Source organism: Bacillus sp. FSL W8-0640 (assembly GCF_038007725.1).
Classification (GTDB): Bacteria; Bacillota; Bacilli; order Bacillales; family Bacillaceae_G; genus Bacillus_A; species Bacillus_A cereus.
The window spans coordinates 3,413,652-3,433,306 of the sequence record NZ_JBBOXT010000001.1 but is presented as its reverse complement, the minus strand read 5'-3'; the positions used below and the strand labels follow the sequence as shown (position 1 = coordinate 3,433,306).

Here is a 19,655-nt window from a genome sequence, read left to right as displayed (position 1 = left end):
TATTCATATAAGAACAAGTAGCGTGTTTTTTCTATTTAATAATCCCATTTTCTAAAATTTTAATAGTTGGTGCCACTTTCACATTAGCTTTTGAAAAGGCACTCGGCCAATCATCTTCGACTTGTTTCCATTCTTTATATTGAAACGCTCTCGCATAATCACCAAATCCGAATGGATCAAGTTGCTGTTTTTGAATGTTGTGGATTAAATCGTTCAAATCTTTGTTTAGTTGTTTTGTAATAAGAGAAGTTAATTTCTTTCTATCTTTGTCTATATCCATATTGAATGTAAGTTCAGAGACAGCAATTTTCAAATCCATTTTAACATGAAATTTGAAGTGGTTATCGCTATAATCTGTATGGATATCACGATCCATGCTAAGAACATTTATTGTTACGAAATCGCCGCCATCGGTATCTTTTAAATCACTATTACTTTCAACTGAAGTAGAAGGGATTTTCAATGTAAGCGAAACCGGTGTATTCGCTTTCTTTTGTAACAAAAGAAGAAGGGCGCTTTCATAACGATTTAATGACATTTTATAAATTCCGCGAGAAGTTAATAGCGCGGAACCAGTAACGATAACATCCTTTTTACCTTTTTTTATTTCTGAAATAGCAGGTGTTATACCTTTATTAAACGTTTGCCTGTGAAATTCATGGAATGTCGTAAAAACGGTCCGATTGTACAGTTTGTTCGTATTAATTAAATCTGTTAAATACTCGGGAAGGGCAGGCTTATCTTTAAAGTTATTATATATAACTGAAGAAATTGGACCGTCTACTGCAACCATGCGCATGTTTCCAGTGTTTTTAGGATCACGATACCAAACATCAAGGTAAGGCATAGCCCCTTCTTGTTTTAAAAAATTTGTGCTAAATAAAATGAGCTGTAACTTTTCTGTAGATACTAAACCGCCACTTGAACTATTAAACGTTGCTTTTGCTTCTCGAGGTGTACGTACTTTAGCTTCATGTGTTTCGTACTTTTTTTCTACGTCTTCATTAAAAATAGGATTTACGTGGTACACAATTAATTTTCCTTTTGCTTTTGCATCAAAGCCGTAAATTAATGAAATCGATTGTTTTTCTAAGTCGAGTCGATCTCCACAGCCTGTTAAAAAGGTTATGAGAAAGTAAAGTATAGTGAAATGAATAAAGCGCCTCATTTAAACTCTTCTCCTTTTCCAATGCTGATAAAGTGTCATGTATAAGAGAAATACGACCGGGAATAGAAAAACGATAAAATAACTTGCAGTTCCCCAAAATTCTCGCAACGCACTTATTTGGTAAGAGGAAGGGATATAAAAGAATAAGATGAAGATACACCCGAATAATAAACCATAAATAGGTAATGAACTGCTTTTTTTGTTAAGTAATTGATTAATTCCATCTGAAGCAGTGAAAATATAAGGAATACAGGAATCAAAAATGATAAAGAGATAAAATGACAAAAAGATAATTTCAAATCGTTCCAGAAAAGAAAAGTGAAATGGTGTAACGAGAGAAAGGGTAGGCCATAAAAACTTAGTTATACCATCTGGGCTAAAATAAAGGAAAGAAACGAACGTCACTTGCAGGTAAACGAATAAAGTAATCATATTTGCAATAACAATCCCTTTTTTTGCAGATGATTTATTACTGAGGTAAGGATAAAGGACGAATGCAAACTCAAATCCGAGAAAGGCAATAATAGTTGATTTTACTGTGTTGAAAACTGGTATCCATCCCTCTTTAAGGAGAGGAAGAAGATAGATCCAATGCCCATCTTTAAGTGGGATAAATAATAGTAATGGCATCCAGAGTGTAAATAAGACAGTAAAAACAGCATAGCGGCTAATAATAAGAACACCTTTACATGCGAGCATTACCATTGGAATAGATAATAGCATCATGATTAAAAACATTGGAGATCTAGGCAAAATCCAAATGTGAATAACGTATAAGAGGGAAAAAATTAAAGAAACCGCTGCAAGAACAGCATATAAAATCCAAAAAATCATTCCGACTCTTCCTAACCATTTTCCAAGATAACGAGTTAGCACATCAAGTAAATGGTAACCAGGATGCTTCTCCATGATTTTTACAATACATAGACTGACTAAAGTAGTGATAGCGCATCCTATAATAATAGACATCCAGCCATCTGTATTCGCCCCTTGGGCCACTTCACGTGGCAGTGTAAGTACACCGAATCCTACTTGAACACCACTAATCGTTAAAATGTATTGAAATAAACTAATCTCCCTCTTTACACGCTTTGTCACTTATCTTCCTCCTTTTCTTCTATATCCGGTTGTCGATTTTCTTGTTTTAAGTTAAGGGATAGTGGTCGTTTCTTCATTAGTTTCCATGGCAAACGCACAAGAACGTCTTTTAAATCCGTAGCAAATGATGGAGAAAAAGGACTACCGTAAGGAACACCAAGTGATTCCATAGAAAGAATATGGATGATGATAACTGACATTCCAACCATAATTCCAATGACTCCGAATAAAGAAGCGATTATCATCATTGGAAAGCGAAGAATCCGAACTCCTGCTGACATTTCCAGATTGGGAATGATAAAAGAAGCGACTGCGGTAATAGATACGACGATAACCATAACATTACTTACGATTCCTGCTTGAACTGCAGCTTGTCCAATGACAATCCCTCCTACGACGCCAATTGTTTGTCCGACGGGACCGGGAAGTCGAACTGCAGCTTCGCGTAGCATTTCAAGTACTAATTCCATCAAAAGTGCTTCTAATATAGGCGGAAAAGGAATTTTGGCTCGAGATTCTCCAATTGTTAACAATAATTTAAGTGGAATTACTTCATAATGAAAGGAAATCATAGCAATATAAAGAGCAGGAGCAAATATTGCAATAAATAGTCCAGTGAAACGAAGGAGTCGTATAAAAGATGGAATCATAGGTCTGAAGCTGTAATCATCTATCGTCTGAAAAAAGGATGAAAAGGTCATAGGTCCTATTAATACGCCTGGTGAGCGATCTACAATAACGGCAATTCGCCCATCTAGAATATGATGTGCTGTTGTGTCAGGACGTTCAGTTATTGATAATTGCGGAAAGAGAGTAAAGGAATTATCTTCAACAAATCCCTCTAATTCACCAGTAGTAAGAATCGCATCAACTTTTACTGACTCGATACGGGATGCCATTTCTTTTACGACATTTTCGTTCGCAACATCTGCTAGATAAAGCAAAAAAACCTTTGAAGTAGCTCGTTCACCAACAGTGAATTCCTTCACTTTCAATTCGCGATTTGGAATATATCGACGAATAAGTGCAAGGCTGTCGCTCGCTACCTCATTAAATCCTTCGTGTGAGCTTTTTATGGAGCTCTCTGTTGTAGGTTCTTCAATGCTCCTTTTTGGTGCCGCTTGCGTATCAAGCTCTAAAGCGGATAGTTGCCCGTTTATAAATAAAATACTTTTGCCGTGTAAAAGAGATTGTTCAATGTCTGTCCACTGTTGAATTTTTTTAATATTTCCGATAGAAACAGAGGCTTCCCAAAAATCGTCTTCATTCCACTCTTTAAATAAGAGAGGACGAAGAATGTTTACGTTAATAACAGTTTTGTCTACAAGTCCTTCCATATATATAAGTGCAGCTTCCTGTCCGTTTTTTAATGGAAAAGTGCGTGTTATTAATTCTGGAATACCGCTAAACAGTTTGGACAAGTGCTTTAAATTAAGGGAAAGGGAAGAAGAGATAGATTTATTTAATGTGTGATTAGCTTGCTCTTGGGTAGAAAAAGATTTTTCACCACGAATCCATTTATTAAAAGACCCCATTTGTTCGCTTACTCCTTGTTATGTTTTATATGGATTATTATGGATAGTTACAAGCTGACATATGCGTAGTTTAAATTTTATATTGTATATTTTTAACTTTAACGCTATAATTATAGTGTTAAAGATGGAATCGTGATATGACCTGTTATGACTCTATCGTTTTATTTATGAATAAATGGATTGGTATTTTAGCAAGATGTGCTAATAAACTACTCCACCATGATAATAACGTGCCGAAATGTGGTGCGTATATTTTCGTGGTGGAGTTTTTTTATTCTCAAAAAGGGGGAAAGACCATGAATAACAACATGGTTCATATTACAATTGACGGAAAAAAGTATACAGCGGAGCCCGGTTCAACGATATTGGGTGTTATTAATGAGAACGGGATTGAACATCCGCAAATTTGTTACGTGCCAGAAGTAGATCCTATTCAAACATGTGACACTTGTATTGTAGAAGTTGACGGAAAGTTAATGCGATCTTGTTCGACAGTAGTGATGGAAGGTATGAACATTGAACGTGCTTCTGTTCGCGCAAAAGAAGCACAAACGGAGGCGATGGATCGGTTACTAGAAAATCATTTATTATACTGTACAGTATGTGACAACAACAATGGGAACTGTAAACTCCATAATACAGCAGAATTAATGGAAATTGAACATCAAAAATATCCGTATGAACCGAAAGTAGATGTAAGTGAAGTTGATATGACGCATCCGTTTTATCGCTATGATCCTAATCAATGTATTGCATGCGGTCAATGCGTTGAGGTGTGTCAAAACTTACAAGTAAATGAAACGTTATCGATAGACTGGGAAGCGGAACGCCCACGAGTTATTTGGGATGAAGGAGTAAATATTAATGATTCTTCATGCGTTAGCTGTGGTCAATGTGTAACGATTTGTCCTTGTAACGCTTTAATGGAGAAAACGATGCTCGGTGAAGCTGGATTTATGACGGGATTAAAACCAGATATTCTTGAACCGATGGTAGATTTAATTAAAGAAGTTGAGCCTGGTTATAGCGGTATTTTTGCGGTATCAGAAGTGGAAGCGGCCATGCGTGATACTCGTACGAAGAAAACGAAAACAGTATGTACATTTTGTGGTGTAGGTTGTTCGTTTGAAGTGTGGACGAAGGGGCGTAAAATCCTTAAAGTACAGCCATCTTCAGATGCACCAGTTAACGCAATTTCCACTTGTGTAAAAGGGAAATTTGGTTGGGATTTCGTAAATTCTAAAGAACGAATAACAAAACCTTTAATTCGTAAAAATGGAACCTTTGTTGAATCTACATGGGAAGAAGCACTGAATGTAGTTGCAAATAAATTAGGCGCTATTAAAGAAGAGTACGGTAAAGGTTCTATTGGATTTATTTCTTCCTCTAAAATTACAAATGAAGACAATTATGTAATTCAAAAATTAGCTCGACAAGTATTTGGAACGAATAATATTGATAACTGCTCACGTTATTGCCAATCACCAGCAACGGATGGTTTGTTCCGTACAATTGGTATGGGCGGTGATGCCGGAACGATTAAAGATATTGCGCAATCTGGTCTTGTTATTATTGTGGGATGTAATCCGACAGAAGGTCATCCTGTTCTAGCTACACGTATTAAACGTGCACATAAATTACACGGACAAAAGTTAATTGTAGCTGATCTTCGTAAAACCGAAATGGCAGAGCGATCAGATGTCTTTATTAGTCCAAAACAAGGAACAGATCAAGTATGGTTAATGGCTGTTACGAAATATATGATCGATCAAGGTTGGCATGATCAGGAATTTATTAATGAGAATGTAAACTTCTTTGAAGATTTCAAAGAGAGCCTAGAAGAATATACACTTGAATATGCAGAAGAAGTAACAGGTATTTCAAAAGAAACACTTATTCAAATGGCTGAAATGATTCGTGATGCAGATGGTACATGTATCCTTTGGGGTATGGGGGTAACGCAAAATACAGGTGGTTCTGATACTTCCGCTGCAATTTCAAACTTACTTCTTGCAACAGGGAACTATCGTCGTCCAGGAGCAGGTGCATACCCACTTCGAGGTCACAATAACGTACAAGGTGCTTGTGATATGGGTACTTTACCAGGATGGCTTCCAGGATATCAGCACGTTACTAACGAAATGGAACGTGTGAAATTTGAAACTGCTTACGGAGTGAAAATTGATAGTGAACCAGGTCTTAATAATATTGAAATGCTTCACGCAATTGACGAAGGAAAAATGAAAGCAATGTATCTTGTCGGAGAAGATATGGCTCTTGTAGATTCAAATGCAAATCATGTACATGAAGTGTTGTCGAGCCTTGATTTCTTCGTTGTGCAAGATGTTTTCCTTTCTAAAACTGCTCAATATGCAGATGTTGTATTACCAGCAGCGCCATCTCTTGAGAAAGAAGGTACTTTCACAAATACAGAGCGCCGTGTCCAAAGATTATATCAAGTTCTTCCTACGCTAGGAGACGCGAAACCAGACTGGTGGATCGTCCAGGAGGTTGCGAATAAACTAGGGGCAAACTGGAATTATAGCCACCCAAGTGAAATCTTTGCTGAAATGGCAAGTTTATCACCATTATTCTCGCAAGCGAACTATGAAGTGCTTGAAGGATGGAACAGTTTCCATTGGGGAAGTTTTGATGGAACAAATACACCACTTCTGTTCCAAGATGGATTTAACTTCCCAGATAAAAAAGCTCGTTTTGCGATTGCTGACTGGGTACGTCCAGCTGAATTTCCAGCTGAGTTCGACCTTCACATTAACAACGGTCGTATGCTTGAGCATTTCCATGAAGGGAATATGACAAATAAATCAACAGGTATTCAAACGAAAGTACCTGGTGTTTTCGTTGAAATCTCTCCAGACCTTGCAAAAGAACGTGGCGTAAAAACAGGTTCGTTAGTTCGTCTTGTCTCTCCTTTTGGAGCATTAAAATTACGTGCACTCGTTACAGATCGTGTAAAAGCGAATGAGTTATATTTACCGATGAACTCTACAGATAACGAAACGGCAATTAATTTCTTAACAGGTCCTGCTGTGGATGTACGTACGAATACACCTGCGTATAAACAAACGAAAGTGCGTATGGAAGTGTTAGAAGTTGATGGCGAAAATCCGATGCCAAAAGCGAACCCACGCAATAAAAAACGTCACCCTCAAGCTGGCATTGAGGTACATCGTAAGTGGGCACGTCCAGGGTATGTGCATTTAACGGATAAGTAGGAGGAGAAAACTATGGCTGCACCTATAAAAATGATTCAAAAACAAGAATTAACTGAGGAAGAAATAAAACAGCAAAAATTAGATGATTTAAAGGAGCTTTTAACTAATAATGAAGAAGCTCTAAATCAGATGTTTAATATAGTAGGGGAATTAAATGACATTGGAATGCTAGAAGCTGCAAATTCTATGCTGAAAGCGAAAGAACCAATTGCAAAGATCGTTCTAGGTCAAGTAACTCGTGAGCCTGTTACAAATTTAATTAATAATATGATGGGTGCTGCAGGGGCGTTAACTGAACTTGACCCAGAACTTACGAAAAAGCTTATAGGTAGTTTATTAGTCGGGCTAGAAGAAGGTAATGAACATCTAGAAAGTAATAAAAAAGTAGGGGTATTCGATCTTATGAAAGTATTGAAAGACCCAGATATTAACCGTGCTATCGGGTTTGGGCTTCATTTCTTAAAAGGTATGGGGAAAGGGTTAAAAGACGAATAAACTTCATGAAGTGAACCTTTCCGCCTAAATATTTGTACGAAATAGTTTGGGCGGAAGGCTCATTTTGGTAAAATATATAATAAAGTAAAATGAGGCTTTTGGGAGGTATGATTGTATGTCAAAAAAAGTACATGAATTTAATGATATGATACGAAAACTTCGAAAAGAACTTTTCGGAAAAGGACCAGAACGAATTCATACTGTTTTTGCAGAAAATATGGCTATAGCGACTCTTTATGGAAACTTAACACCTACTGAAAAATTTATTTCAAGTACGATGGACGGTGCGGAAATGGTTCATATGGCTAGAACGAAAATGATTCAAGAGGTGTATGCTGTGAATTCACGTGAACATTTGGAGGAACTTGTTGGAGCGAAATTAGTGAATTTGTTTTCAGATATGAAAGTAGAAGAAGATATTGCAGTTTCTGTATTTGTTTTTGATAAAAATATAACGTGAGAGAAGGATACTGATCGTGAAACCGATACAGGTAGAAAGAGAAATCTTTCGTTATGAACAAGGAGCATTTAAACATATAGAGGACAGCATTGTAACAGAGTTTCCTGTCACCATTAAAATGAACGGACAGGAGTTTGTTACAATGGTTAGTACTCCAGAATATATAGAAGATATGGTAATAGGCTTCTTAGCGTCTGAAGGAATCATTCGGAAGTATGAAGATATTGATAGTGTATGGGTGCAGGAGAAAGAAGGATTTGTGCATGTAACAACGACAAAAGTAAATCCGTATTATGAACAAATGCAAAATAAACGCTATATTACGTCTTGTTGTGGTATGAGTAGGCAAGGGTTTGTTTTTGCAAATGATGCACTAAGTGCAAAAAAAATGAAGGGTGTCCATGTACAGGTTGCTGCAGAGGATTGTTTTCGGTTAATGAAAGAAATGCAGCAATCTGCGGATACGTTTCATCATACTGGTGGGGTTCATAATGCAGCTTTATGTGATGTGAATGGTATTATTTTAAGTCGAATGGATATTGGTAGGCATAATGCATTAGACAAAATTTACGGTTATTGTTTAAGAAACGATATTTCTATAAAAGATAAAATCATTGTTTTTAGTGGTCGTATTTCTTCGGAAATATTATTGAAAGTTGCAAAAATCGGTTGTGAAATTATACTATCAAAATCAGCTCCAACTGAGTTAGCTTTGCAACTAGCGGAAGATTTAGGTATTACGACAATAGGATTTATTCGTAATCACTCCTTAAATGTATATACCCATCCAGAACGTGTTTTAAATATAAAATAAAAGTGAGGCAATGAAGATGAAATCAGTTACATTAGACAAGTTGCAACGTCCGTTAAAGGATTTACGCATTTCAGTTACTGATCGCTGTAATTTTCGCTGTCGATATTGTATGCCAGAAGAAATATTTGGTCCTGATTACTCGTTTTTGTCTAATGATAAAATTTTATCTTTTGATGAAATTGAAAGGATAACACGTATTTTCGTTTCTTTAGGTGTGAGAAAATTACGGATTACGGGCGGAGAACCGTTACTTCGAAGAGGGCTTCCAAAGCTTATTGAGCGCCTTAATAAAATTGATGGTGTAGAAGATATCGGTTTAACAACCAATGGATCGTTACTTAAAAAGTTTGCTCCTGATTTATATAAGGCGGGACTATCACGTGTAACAGTTAGCTTAGATTCCTTAGAAGAAGAGCGGTTTTTCTATTTAAATGGTAATAGGAGCAAAGTGCAAAGGGTTCTGGAAGGAATACAGGCTGCAGCTGAAGTTGGAATGAAAATTAAAATAAACATGGTCGTTCAAAAGGGAAAAAACGAACAGGACATTTTGCAGATGGCGCAATATTTTAAGGAAAATAAGCATATTCTTCGTTTTATTGAGTATATGGATGTTGGAAATTATAATGGTTGGGATTTAAAAGAGGTCGTCTCTAAACAAGAAATAGTAGATACGATTCATCAAGTTATGCCGTTAGAACGGATAGAAGCAAATTATTCTGGTGAAGTGGCTACTAGGTATCGTTATATAGGAAGCGATGAGGAAATAGGTATTATTTCATCAGTAACAGATTCTTTTTGCTCATCATGTACGAGAGCTCGTATTTCTGCAGAAGGAAAATTATATACTTGCTTATTTGCTTCTAAAGGAAATGATTTAAGAGAATTGCTTCGTTCTGAACATACAGATGAGGACATTACAGATGTAGTACGCGATATATGGAATAATAGGGAAGATCGTTATTCAGATGAACGCTTAAATCATACAAATAAGAAAACAATACCTAAAATTGAAATGTCACATATCGGTGGTTAATATATAAAGCTAGCTTCATAGTGAAAAATGGAAAATTTACAAGAGTTGTGGATTTTCTATTTTATAGTAAAAGTGATGATTGATATCTCTGTAAAAGATGTGCAGAGAAATTAAGCAGCATTCAAAAACCTTTATTTTGAGGAGGTTTTTTGAAGCTGCTTTTTTATTTGGAGAAAATGGAGGAATGGGTAATGGCATTTCATAAGCCGGAACAAATTGCTGAGCTTGTCATTGAGGCCGGTGTTCAAAAAGTAAGACAGACATTGCCAGCGATGCTTATTCTCGGTTTTTTAGGAGGAGCGTTTATTGCGATAGGTTTTTTACTTAACATTCGAGTTTTAGGGAATTTACCTGAGCGCTGGGGAAGTCTAGTGAATGTTTTAGGAGGAGCAGTATTTCCTGTTGGACTCATGCTCGTAGTATTAGCAGGAGGAGAATTAATTACGGGAAATATGATGTCACTGTCTATGGCGCTTTATGCAAAGAAAATTACATTGATAAGCGTACTGAATAACTGGGTTTGGATTACTCTCATGAATTTTATTGGGGCAATTTTCGTTGCGTATTGCTTTGGGCATCTTGGCGGATTAACAGAGGGAGAGTATTTAAATAAAACGGTAGCGATAGCGGAAGGGAAGTTACATGAATCATTTGGGAGAACTTTAATTTTAGCAATTGGTTGTAATTGGCTCGTTTGTCTTGCTCTTTGGCTCGCTTACGGGACGAGTGATTTTGTCGGAAAAATCATCGGAATTTGGATTCCAATTATGGCATTTGTAGTGATTGGATTTCAGCAAGTAGTAGCAAATATGTTTGTCATTTCCGCTGTTATTTTTGCTGGTCATCTAACGTGGATGGATTTGGCTAAAAATTTTGTTCCTGTTTTTATCGGAAATGTAATTGGAGGAGCTGGGTTTGTTGGTTTTGCTTACTTTGCTTGTTATCAGAAACAACATTCTAATATGAAATAGAGTTCTTGAGAGGAAGGGTATGTAATGGCTGATCGGTATTCACGACAACAGTTGTTCAAACCAATTGGGAGTAAAGGACAAGAAAAAATTCGAAATAAACATGTGTTAATTGTAGGGGCAGGCGCATTAGGAAGTGCAAGTGCCGAAAGTTTCGTACGTGCAGGTGTTGGCAAGTTGACGATTATTGATCGTGACTACGTTGAATGGAGTAATTTACAAAGGCAACAATTGTACTCTGAACAAAATGCGAGAGAGAAAATGCCGAAAGCAATTGCTGCAAAAAATCGGTTAGAACAAATTAATTCGGAAGTACAAATACATGCTTTCGTAATGGATGCAACTTCAGAAAATATGGAAGGTCTATTAAAAAATGTAGATGTAATCATTGATGCAGCAGATAATTTTGATATTCGATTTGTAATAAATGATTTATCACAAAAACATAATATTCCTTGGGTATATGGTTCTTGCGTTGGATCGTATGGTATGAGTTATACAATTATTCCGCAAGAGACACCGTGTTTACATTGTATGCTGAAAAATATTCCTGTTACAGGTGTGACATGTGATACCGCTGGAATTATTAGCCCGACTGTTCAAATCGTCGCAGCATATCAAGTGGCAGAAGCACTCAAAATTTTAGTGGAAGATTTCTCAGCAATTAGAAAAACATTTTTCATGTTTGATATATGGAGTAATCAAAATCATTTTATAAAATTAGGGAAAATAAAAACAGACGCTTGTCTCTCATGCGGTTCAAATCGAACTTATCCTTATTTATCATACGAAAACCAAACGAAAGCAGCTGTTTTATGCGGAAGAAATACAGTTCAAATTAGAACAGTAGACAATAGGAAATACAATTTTGATGATATAGAAAAAGTATTAAAAAAATTGGGGAAAGTAGATCGGAATCCGTATTTACTATCTTGCCGATTCGATGATTACCGCATCGTTGTTTTTCAGGATGATCGTGTTTTTATTCATGGTACAAATGATATTTCGAAAGCGAAACAACTATATTATCGCGTATTCGGTTAATAGAGAGGGTGTCAATAATGGAAAGAAGAGTGCCAATTACGGTTGAAGAAGCTGTTCGTAAAGTGATGGGATTTGCTAATAAAGGCTTAAAGGAGCTATTACCAATTGAATTAGCTTATGGACGTATATTAGCAGAGGATTTAGTAGCTGACCATGATGTGCCGTCATTTAATCGTTCGCCGTATGACGGATTTGCTATTCGAGCAGAAGATACTAATTTAGCAAGTTATGAAACGCCAATTGTATTTGAAGTAATGGGTGAAATTGGCGCAGGATCGCTATTCCATGAGAAAGTAGGTCCGTTTCAAGCAGTTCGAATTATGACGGGAGCACAAATTCCGAATGGGTGTGATGCGGTTGTTATGTTAGAGCTGACTCGTCAATATGAGAAGAAAGGCAACAATTATATGGAAGTGAAGCGGTCATTCAAAACGGGCGACAATATTTCTTTTCAAGGTGAAGATGCTCGTAAAGGAACAGTTCTTGCAAAGAAGGGATCGTACATTAATCCAGGTATTTCAGCTCTTCTTGCTACATTCGGTTATAGTGAAGTACCAGTTGCGAGAAAGCCTGTAATTGGACTGTTAGCGACTGGGAGTGAATTACTGGATGTCAATGATTCATTACAGCCAGGGAAAATCCGAAACAGTAATACGTACATGATATTGTCTCAAATTCGAAGAGCGGGCGGAAGAGTAAAATATTTTGGGAAGTTTAGTGATGATTTTAATACGTGTTTTACAGCTGTGAAAGAAGCGCTTGGCCAAGTAGATATGTTAATTACAACGGGCGGTGTATCAGTAGGAGATTATGATTATTTACCAGCTATTTACGAAAAGTTAGGTGCATCTGTTCTTTTTAATAAAGTTGCAATGCGACCGGGAAGTGTTACGACTGTAGCACAATTAAATGGCAAGTTATTATTTGGTTTATCAGGAAATCCATCAGCTTGTTACGTAGGGTTTGAATTATTCGTAAGACCGTGTATTCGGACGTATATGTTTAGTGAAAAAGTACATTTAAAAAGAGAAAAAGCGTTATTAGGAGAAGATTTTCTAAAACCGAATCCATTTACAAGATTTGTACGAGCAAAATTGCAATATGATGAGGGGAAATTAATCGCTTATCCATCAGGGTTTGATAAATCTAGCTCAGTTTCTTCATTGGCAGAATCCAACGCGTTTATCGTATTGCCGGGCGGGACAAGAGGATATAAAAAAGATATGTTTGTCGATGTTCTTTTATTAGAAGATAACGAAGGTAGTGAATGGCCTTGGACATTTCATAAAGTGAGAGGTGGTTTTAATGGAACAAGTGCTATTTGAGATTGTAGATAATCCGATTTTAGTTGAAGAAGTAACGAATAAAGTCGCAAGAAGAGAAGCAGGTGCGATTACAACATTTATTGGTACGGTGAGAGAATTAACAAAAGGAAAACGAACGCTACATTTAGAGTATGAAGCATATAAACCGATGGCAGTAAAACAACTTATGAGAATTGGAGAAGAAATTTGTGAAAGATGGCCGGATACAAAAGTAGCAATTACGCACCGTGTAGGGCGGCTAGAAATAATGGATATTGCGGTAGTCATTGCAGTTTCATCACCGCATCGTAAAGTAGCTTATGAAGCGAATGAGTACGCGATTGAACGTATAAAACGAATTGTTCCAATTTGGAAAAAAGAATTTTGGGAAGATGGAACGATGTGGATTGGAGATCAACTTGAAAATACACCATATCCAGAAGGAAAACCAAAGAAGGAAGAATGAGAAAATGATTATAATTTTATTGTTTGCAAATTTGCGTGAGGAAGTTGGATCGGATCGATTAGTGATTTCAGAAAAGCAAGAAATGACAGTGCAACAATTAAAAGAATGGCTTAAAGCCAGCTATTGTTTACAATCGTTGGATAAAGTGATGGTCGCTGTTAACGAAGAGTTTGTAATGAATGAAGAGATGATAAAAGCTGGAGATATAGTCGCATTAATCCCGCCTGTTAGCGGTGGATGATAAGCTTTTTTACCAGATGAAGCGCCAAGAAAATGTTGTATATAAATTAGAATAAGAGAAGGGATGAGTTCTATGCTTACTCAAGAACAAATAATGAATGCATTAAAACATGTAGAGGATCCAGAGTTACACAAAAGTGTTGTAGAATTAAATATGGTTAGAAATATACAAATGAACGGAACAGAGGTTAAACTTGAAGTAGTACTAACAATCCAAGGTTGTCCGTTAAAAGCAAAAATTCAACAAGATATTGAAGAATCACTTCACGCAATTGGTGCCTCTAAAGTGGAGGTAACATTTGGTTCTATGACACAAGAAGAACGTACAGCTTTAACAGAGAAATTAAAGAAAAATACTAGAACAGAAACTGGTATGCCGAGCATGCTTCGCCCGGATTCAGGAGTACGTTTTATTACTGTAACGAGCGGAAAAGGCGGAGTTGGAAAATCAACGGTGACAATTAATCTTGCAACTGCACTAGCGCGTATGGGCAAAAAGGTGGGGATATTAGATGCAGATATATATGGTTTTAGTATTCCAGCTATGATGGAAACGAATAAGAAACCAACGATGATTGATCAAACGGCAATTCCAGTCATTAGTCACGGTGTTAAAATCATGTCGATGGGATTTTTTACAGAAGGAAATAACCCAGTTATGTGGCGCGGACCGATGCTAAATAAATGGATTCAAAATTTTCTTACGAATACGCACTGGGGAGAATTAGATTATTTATTACTTGATTTACCACCAGGTACAGGAGATGTTGCGATCGATGTTGCAGCGATGATTCCGCAAGCGAAAGAAATAATTGTTACAACTCCGCACAATGTAGCTTCATTCGTTGCTTCAAGAGTCGGTGTAATGGCAAAACATACGAAGCATGAGATTTTAGGTATTGTGGAAAATATGGCTTATTATGAAGAACAAGATGGATCGAAAAATTATCTCTTCGGAAAAGGCGGCGGCGAAATGCTTGCAGAACAATTGCAAACAGAAGTAATTGCTCAAATACCTTTTGCGAAACGTGAAGAAAATAATGGTTCATCTGTATATGATGAAGATTCTCTTGTTGGAGAAGTGTTTACATCGTTAGCTGAGGATATTATTTATAGAGGATAGAGGGGGAAGTTTAGTATGGCATGTAACATTGATCATTCTATTGAAGATGTGATGAATAAGCTTGAAAGTCAAAAGAGTTTTTTATCAGAAGGGATTTTTAAAGGGTTAAAAAATTTTTTACAAGGTAATCACTCACAAGAAATATTAAATGATGTATTTCATCTTTTAAAAAAGTATGACTTAGTAAGTGAAGAAGAAAGAGAGACGAGAAATAATCAATTATTGTTGATTATAAAATAAGTATACTTTGGCTTTTGTTTTGTAACAGGAGGGGTAAATGGAATGGATATGAAAAAAATGATTGAAATGATAGAAGCAACAAAAGTGACTAAAGAAGAATTATCAATTTCTACTTTACATCAAGAGCTTGTGAAGTTATATAGTCAAAAAAATGTTGCTCATTATACCGAGTTATTAAAGTATATTTTATCATTATCCGTGCAGCTCAACCTACATCTTGTATTGAAATATTTTGGCGTGCGACCGGTTGTTGCGACAGATGAGCGTATGCAATTTCAAGAGATATTTAAATGCTTAGCTAAGAAAGATGAGAATGGGGAATGGTTTCTAAATTTTGTTTCTTTATATGTAGGGCTAATTGTAGTTCTTCGTTTTGATGAGAAAGTGATTGAGAGCAATTTTTTTGATGATATGGTAGTGGATGAATGTAATGAAATATAGGATTCTGCTCATAACATTTTTCTATATTAAATGCTTTAACTGCGATTTTAGTTGGTTATGTAAATATGAAGGTAACTAATTAAGAAAAAGGAATGAAACTAGTTGGATAAAAAGAGTTCTTCAGTTGTTTCCGTCGTTTTTTCGTGTTACCATTAAGCGAATTTTTCATAAGGAGAGAAAGCGATGAAATGGATTTATTTTCTTATTATTAACATTATAGCTTTTAGCCTTATGGGGCTTGATAAACGAAAAGCGAAGAAGAAACAGTGGAGAACGCCAGAAAGTACGTTGTTTTTATCAGCGGCAGCTGGGGGAGCAGTTGGAGCTTGGATTGGCATGTATATGTTTCATCATAAAACTCATAAAAAGAAATTTGTTTTCGGCATACCGTTACTTGTTGTAATAACGGTATGTTTATTATTCGTTGTATGAGAAATGTCGAAAGAAATGCAGATTGATTATTGGTAAAGTGAGCATGTGAGACCGTATAATGGAGAAAAAATGAGAAGAGGAGAAAAAGGAAGATGGGGAGTCAATCAGCAGAGCAAAAAAAAGGGATACTATATGCGGCTGGTGCTTACACGATGTGGGGAATCCTACCGATTTATTGGAAATGGGTTGAGGAAGTTCCAGCAGATGAAATATTAGCACACCGCATCGTTTGGGCGTTTGTTTTTATGTTACTCGTATTAGGTGTTACGAAGAGGTTTCGCCAGTTTATTGGGGAATTTGTGAATCTTTTTAAACGACCTAAATTATTAATGTCATTAACAATAGCTTCAGTCTTGATTAGTGGAAACTGGTTTGTTTACATATGGGCCGTTAATCATAATCATGTTATTGAAGCGAGTCTTGGCTATTATATTAATCCGCTTATTAGTATTTTACTTGGTACAGTCGTTTTAAAGGAAAAGTTAAACTTCTGGCAATATGTTGCAGTTGGTTTAGCTGGAGTGGGGGTTATCATTTTAACAGTACGTTTCGGGGCTATCCCGTGGGTTTCTTTATCACTTGCCCTTTCATTTGGATTATACGGATTAACGAAAAAATTGTTAAACTATGATGCGACAATTGGACTTACGATGGAAACGATGTTAGTAACGCCGTTTGCGATTATTTATCTAGTAATGACAGGAGTACATGGTTTCGGCTCATTTGGCTCTATCTCAATGTTATCGACATTACTATTAATAGGAGCGGGTATTGTTACAGCTCTACCACTTTTTTATTTTGCAAAAGGAGCCCAACTTATTCCGCTTTATATGGTAGGTTTTTTACAATATATTGCACCAACAATTAGCTTAATTTTAGGTGTATTCGTATTTGGTGAACATTTCACATCTACTCATATGATTGCATTTTTCTGTATATGGGTTGCATTATTTGTATTCTCGGTAGCGAAGACTAAGTTTTTAGTGCAGAAACAACCGAAATTTATAAAAAATAAATCAGCAAAAGTATCATAATGCGTAGTATTTTCTACGCATTTTTCTTTATACTGATACTATATAGGATTTCCATTATAGCTAGTAAGGAGCTGAGAACATGGAAACAATTTTACATAATGATCCGCTTATGGCAGCTGTAATTTCATGGTTTTTAGCACAATTAACGAAAGTAGTCTTTAAATTAGTTAAAACAGGTGAATTTGATTTTGCAAAGTTTTTTGCTTCAGGTGGGATGCCAAGTTCTCATGCTTCAACAGTTACAGCGCTTGCTACAGGAGTTGGAGTAGTGGAAGGTGTGGAAAGCTCGATGTTTGCGGTTGCTACTATTTTTGCCATTATTGTTATGTATGATGCTTCAGGAGTAAGGCTTGCAGTAAGTAAACAAGCAAAAATATTGAATGACTTTTTTCACGGTAGAGAAACAGAATATAAGAAGTTAAATGAACTTGTTGGGCATACACCGTATGAAGTAGTAGTCGGTGCTTTATTAGGAATTATTGTCGGAGTAGGGTATTGTTTATGAGCAGAACATTTTATATGTTCTGCTTTTCTTTGTTTTTATACATATTCAGCTACCTTTTTGAATATCGTTATACGGATTTCGAAAGGGTGGGTGAGTAACTTGTTATTATATGAAAAAGTGCATGAAGAAATAGCGAGAAGAACAACTGCACTTCAAACAATGCAACGGCAAGATGGTACGTGGCGGTTTTGTTTTGAAGGAGCGCCATTAACAGATTGTCATATGATTTTTTTATTAAAATTATTAGGTAGAGATAAAGAGATAGAACCGTTTGTAAAAAGATTAGCATCACTCCAAACAAATGAAGGAACATGGAAATTGTATGAAGATGAAGTGGGTGGTAATTTATCTGCTACAATTCAATCTTATGCTGCCTTACTTGCATCGGAAAAATATACAAAAGAAGATGCGAATATGAAGCGAGCGGAAATGTTTATAAATGAGCGCGGTGGGGTAGCGCGTGCTCATTTTATGACGAAGTTTTTATTAGCGATTCATGGAGAATATGAATATCCTTCTCTCTTTCATTTGCCAACACCAATTATGTTTCTGCAGAATGATTCCCCTCTCAGTATATTTGAACTGAGTAGCTCAGCACGTATTCATTTAATTCCGATGATGTTGTGTTTAAATAAAAGATTTCGAGTAGGGAAAAAGTTATTGCCAAATTTAAATCACATTGCAGGCGGGGGCGGAGAATGGTTTCGGGAGGATCGGTCTCCAGTTTTTCAAACGTTAGTAAGTGACGTGAAGAAAATTATAACGTATCCACTTTCTTTGCATCATAAAGGATATGAGGAAGTAGAACGTTTTATGAAAGGGCGTATTGATGAAAATGGAACATTATATAGCTACGCAACTGCCTCGTTTTATATGATTTATGCTTTACTTGCATTAGGACATTCTATTCAATCACCAATTATTGAGAAGGCTATAATGGGAATTACATCTTATATATGGAAGATGGAGAGAGGGAGCCATTTGCAAAACTCTCCGTCAACTATATGGGATACAGCTTTACTCAGTTATGCTTTGCAAGAAGCTCAAGTTCCGAAAGTAAGTAAAGTGATTCAAAATGCATCAGCGTATTTACTAAGAAAACAGCAAACGAAGAAAGTAGATTGGAGTGTACATGCACCGGATCTCTTCCCAGGTGGTTGGGGCTTTTCGGATGTGAATACGACGATTCCAGATATTGATGATACAACTGCTGTGTTAAGAGCGTTGGCGCGAAGTAGAGGGAACGAAAATGTAGATAATGCTTGGAAGCGAGCGGTTAATTGGGTTAAAGGATTGCAAAATAATGATGGTGGTTGGGGAGCTTTTGAAAAAGGGGTAACGAGCCGTATATTAGCAAATTTACCAATCGAGAATGCAAGTGATATGATTACAGATCCTTCTACACCAGATATTACAGGAAGAGTGCTAGAATTTTTTGGGACGTATACGCAAAATGAATTGCCCGAGAAACAAAAACAAAGTGCGATAAATTGGTTAATGAATGTACAGGAAGAAAATGGATCGTGGTATGGGAAATGGGGAATTTGTTATATATATGGTACGTGGGCAGTGTTGACTGGTTTACGGTCACTAGGAATACCATCTAGCGATTCATCATTGAAACGAGCCGTTTTATGGCTTGAACATATACAGCATGAAGATGGTGGCTGGGGAGAATCTTGCCAAAGTAGTGTGGAAAAAAGATTTGTTACTTTGCCATTTAGTACACCATCCCAAACAGCATGGGCGTTAGATGCCCTCATTTCTTACTATGATAAAGAAACGCCAGTTATTCGAAAAGGTATTTCATATTTGCTCTCCAACCCTTATATAAATGAAAAATATCCTACTGGAACAGGTTTACCAGGTGGGTTTTATATTCGTTATCATAGTTATGCTCATATATATCCGTTGCTTACTTTGGCTCATTATGCAAAAAAATATAGAAAATAAACCGAGAGATGTCTCTCGGTTTATTTTGTTGGGTAGTAGGTCCCTTTTGAAAAGAATAAGGTTGTG

General features: G+C 36.4%; 20 protein-coding genes. 17 read left to right on the top strand and 3 right to left on the bottom strand.

Annotation, left to right across the window (positions count from 1 at the left end; genetic code table 11):
• Nucleotides 1–31: 31 nt before the first annotated feature.
• From gerSC to N2V80_RS17620, 3 genes are read right to left on the bottom strand one after another with little or no spacing between them, the layout of a single operon-like run.
• Nucleotides 32–1,168 carry a spore germination protein GerSC gene (gerSC, locus tag N2V80_RS17630; RefSeq protein WP_001252211.1) on the bottom strand — a complete coding sequence of 379 codons (1,137 nt, stop codon included), beginning with the start codon at nucleotides 1,166–1,168 and terminating at the stop codon, nucleotides 32–34.
• On the bottom strand, nucleotides 1,169–2,266 hold the full coding sequence (locus N2V80_RS17625) for an endospore germination permease (RefSeq protein WP_061655791.1): 1,098 nt from the start codon (nucleotides 2,264–2,266) through the stop codon (nucleotides 1,169–1,171).
• Nucleotides 2,263–3,801: a spore germination protein gene (locus N2V80_RS17620; protein ID WP_061655789.1), complete on the bottom strand. Its 1,539-nt coding sequence runs from the start codon at nucleotides 3,799–3,801 to the stop codon at nucleotides 2,263–2,265. Before N2V80_RS17620 ends, N2V80_RS17625 begins: the two co-directional genes overlap by 4 nt.
• A 296-nt stretch (nucleotides 3,802–4,097) precedes the next feature.
• Here N2V80_RS17620 and fdhF point away from each other — a divergent pair, with 296 nt between their 5' ends.
• The 17 genes from fdhF to N2V80_RS17535 all read left to right on the top strand — a co-directional run bounded on the left by fdhF (nucleotide 4,098) and on the right by N2V80_RS17535 (nucleotide 19,589).
• The gene (gene fdhF, locus N2V80_RS17615; RefSeq protein ID WP_061655788.1) at nucleotides 4,098–7,037 is read left to right on the top strand and encodes a formate dehydrogenase subunit alpha; all 2,940 of its coding nucleotides are present in this window, start codon (nucleotides 4,098–4,100) and stop codon (nucleotides 7,035–7,037) included.
• A 12-nt stretch (nucleotides 7,038–7,049) separates the two neighbouring features.
• Entirely contained in the window at nucleotides 7,050–7,532 is a 483-nt protein-coding gene (locus N2V80_RS17610) for a DUF1641 domain-containing protein (RefSeq protein ID WP_000729897.1), read from the top strand.
• Nucleotides 7,533–7,647: 115 nt separating this feature from the next.
• Nucleotides 7,648–7,992 (top strand): DUF2294 domain-containing protein, encoded by a 345-nt coding sequence (locus N2V80_RS17605; protein WP_000039583.1) that lies wholly within the window; start codon nucleotides 7,648–7,650, stop codon nucleotides 7,990–7,992.
• A 16-nt stretch (nucleotides 7,993–8,008) separates the two neighbouring features.
• Nucleotides 8,009–8,806: a formate dehydrogenase accessory sulfurtransferase FdhD gene (gene fdhD, locus N2V80_RS17600; protein WP_000802689.1), complete on the top strand. Its 798-nt coding sequence runs from the start codon at nucleotides 8,009–8,011 to the stop codon at nucleotides 8,804–8,806.
• 16 nt (nucleotides 8,807–8,822) lie between these two features.
• Complete coding sequence (moaA, locus tag N2V80_RS17595; protein WP_000844124.1) at nucleotides 8,823–9,839, top strand: GTP 3',8-cyclase MoaA; 1,017 nt, start codon at nucleotides 8,823–8,825, stop codon at nucleotides 9,837–9,839.
• 191 nt (nucleotides 9,840–10,030) lie between these two features.
• A complete protein-coding gene (locus tag N2V80_RS17590; protein WP_000863998.1) occupies nucleotides 10,031–10,810 on the top strand; it encodes a formate/nitrite transporter family protein in 780 nt (259 codons plus the stop codon).
• Nucleotides 10,811–10,834: 24 nt separating this feature from the next.
• Nucleotides 10,835–11,851, top strand: coding sequence for a molybdopterin-synthase adenylyltransferase MoeB (locus tag N2V80_RS17585; protein ID WP_061655787.1), 1,017 nt, complete (start codon nucleotides 10,835–10,837; stop codon nucleotides 11,849–11,851).
• Nucleotides 11,852–11,868: 17 nt separating this feature from the next.
• Nucleotides 11,869–13,176 carry a molybdopterin molybdotransferase MoeA gene (locus N2V80_RS17580; RefSeq protein WP_061655785.1) on the top strand — a complete coding sequence of 436 codons (1,308 nt, stop codon included), beginning with the start codon at nucleotides 11,869–11,871 and terminating at the stop codon, nucleotides 13,174–13,176.
• The gene (gene moaE / locus N2V80_RS17575; RefSeq protein WP_000438664.1) at nucleotides 13,157–13,621 is read left to right on the top strand and encodes a molybdopterin synthase catalytic subunit MoaE; all 465 of its coding nucleotides are present in this window, start codon (nucleotides 13,157–13,159) and stop codon (nucleotides 13,619–13,621) included. Before N2V80_RS17580 ends, moaE begins: the two co-directional genes overlap by 20 nt.
• Before the next feature lie 4 nt (nucleotides 13,622–13,625).
• Nucleotides 13,626–13,862, top strand: a complete 237-nt coding sequence (gene moaD / locus N2V80_RS17570; protein ID WP_000583943.1) for a molybdopterin converting factor subunit 1 — start codon at nucleotides 13,626–13,628, stop codon at nucleotides 13,860–13,862.
• A gap of 72 nt (nucleotides 13,863–13,934) precedes the next feature.
• Complete coding sequence (locus tag N2V80_RS17565; protein WP_061655783.1) at nucleotides 13,935–14,984, top strand: P-loop NTPase; 1,050 nt, start codon at nucleotides 13,935–13,937, stop codon at nucleotides 14,982–14,984.
• Between the two features lie 15 nt (nucleotides 14,985–14,999).
• Entirely contained in the window at nucleotides 15,000–15,224 is a 225-nt protein-coding gene (locus tag N2V80_RS17560) for a hypothetical protein (protein ID WP_000752386.1), read from the top strand.
• A 42-nt stretch (nucleotides 15,225–15,266) separates the two neighbouring features.
• A complete protein-coding gene (locus N2V80_RS17555) occupies nucleotides 15,267–15,665 on the top strand; it encodes a hypothetical protein (protein WP_000367289.1) in 399 nt (132 codons plus the stop codon).
• A 183-nt stretch (nucleotides 15,666–15,848) separates the two neighbouring features.
• Nucleotides 15,849–16,097, top strand: coding sequence for a DUF1294 domain-containing protein (locus N2V80_RS17550; RefSeq protein ID WP_000871346.1), 249 nt, complete (start codon nucleotides 15,849–15,851; stop codon nucleotides 16,095–16,097).
• A gap of 92 nt (nucleotides 16,098–16,189) precedes the next feature.
• Nucleotides 16,190–17,131 carry an EamA family transporter RarD gene (gene rarD / locus N2V80_RS17545; protein ID WP_000535537.1) on the top strand — a complete coding sequence of 314 codons (942 nt, stop codon included), beginning with the start codon at nucleotides 16,190–16,192 and terminating at the stop codon, nucleotides 17,129–17,131.
• A gap of 79 nt (nucleotides 17,132–17,210) precedes the next feature.
• Nucleotides 17,211–17,636 (top strand): divergent PAP2 family protein, encoded by a 426-nt coding sequence (locus N2V80_RS17540; protein WP_000447820.1) that lies wholly within the window; start codon nucleotides 17,211–17,213, stop codon nucleotides 17,634–17,636.
• Nucleotides 17,637–17,735: 99 nt separating this feature from the next.
• The gene (locus N2V80_RS17535; RefSeq protein ID WP_061655782.1) at nucleotides 17,736–19,589 is read left to right on the top strand and encodes a terpene cyclase/mutase family protein; all 1,854 of its coding nucleotides are present in this window, start codon (nucleotides 17,736–17,738) and stop codon (nucleotides 19,587–19,589) included.
• Nucleotides 19,590–19,655 lie beyond the last annotated feature (66 nt).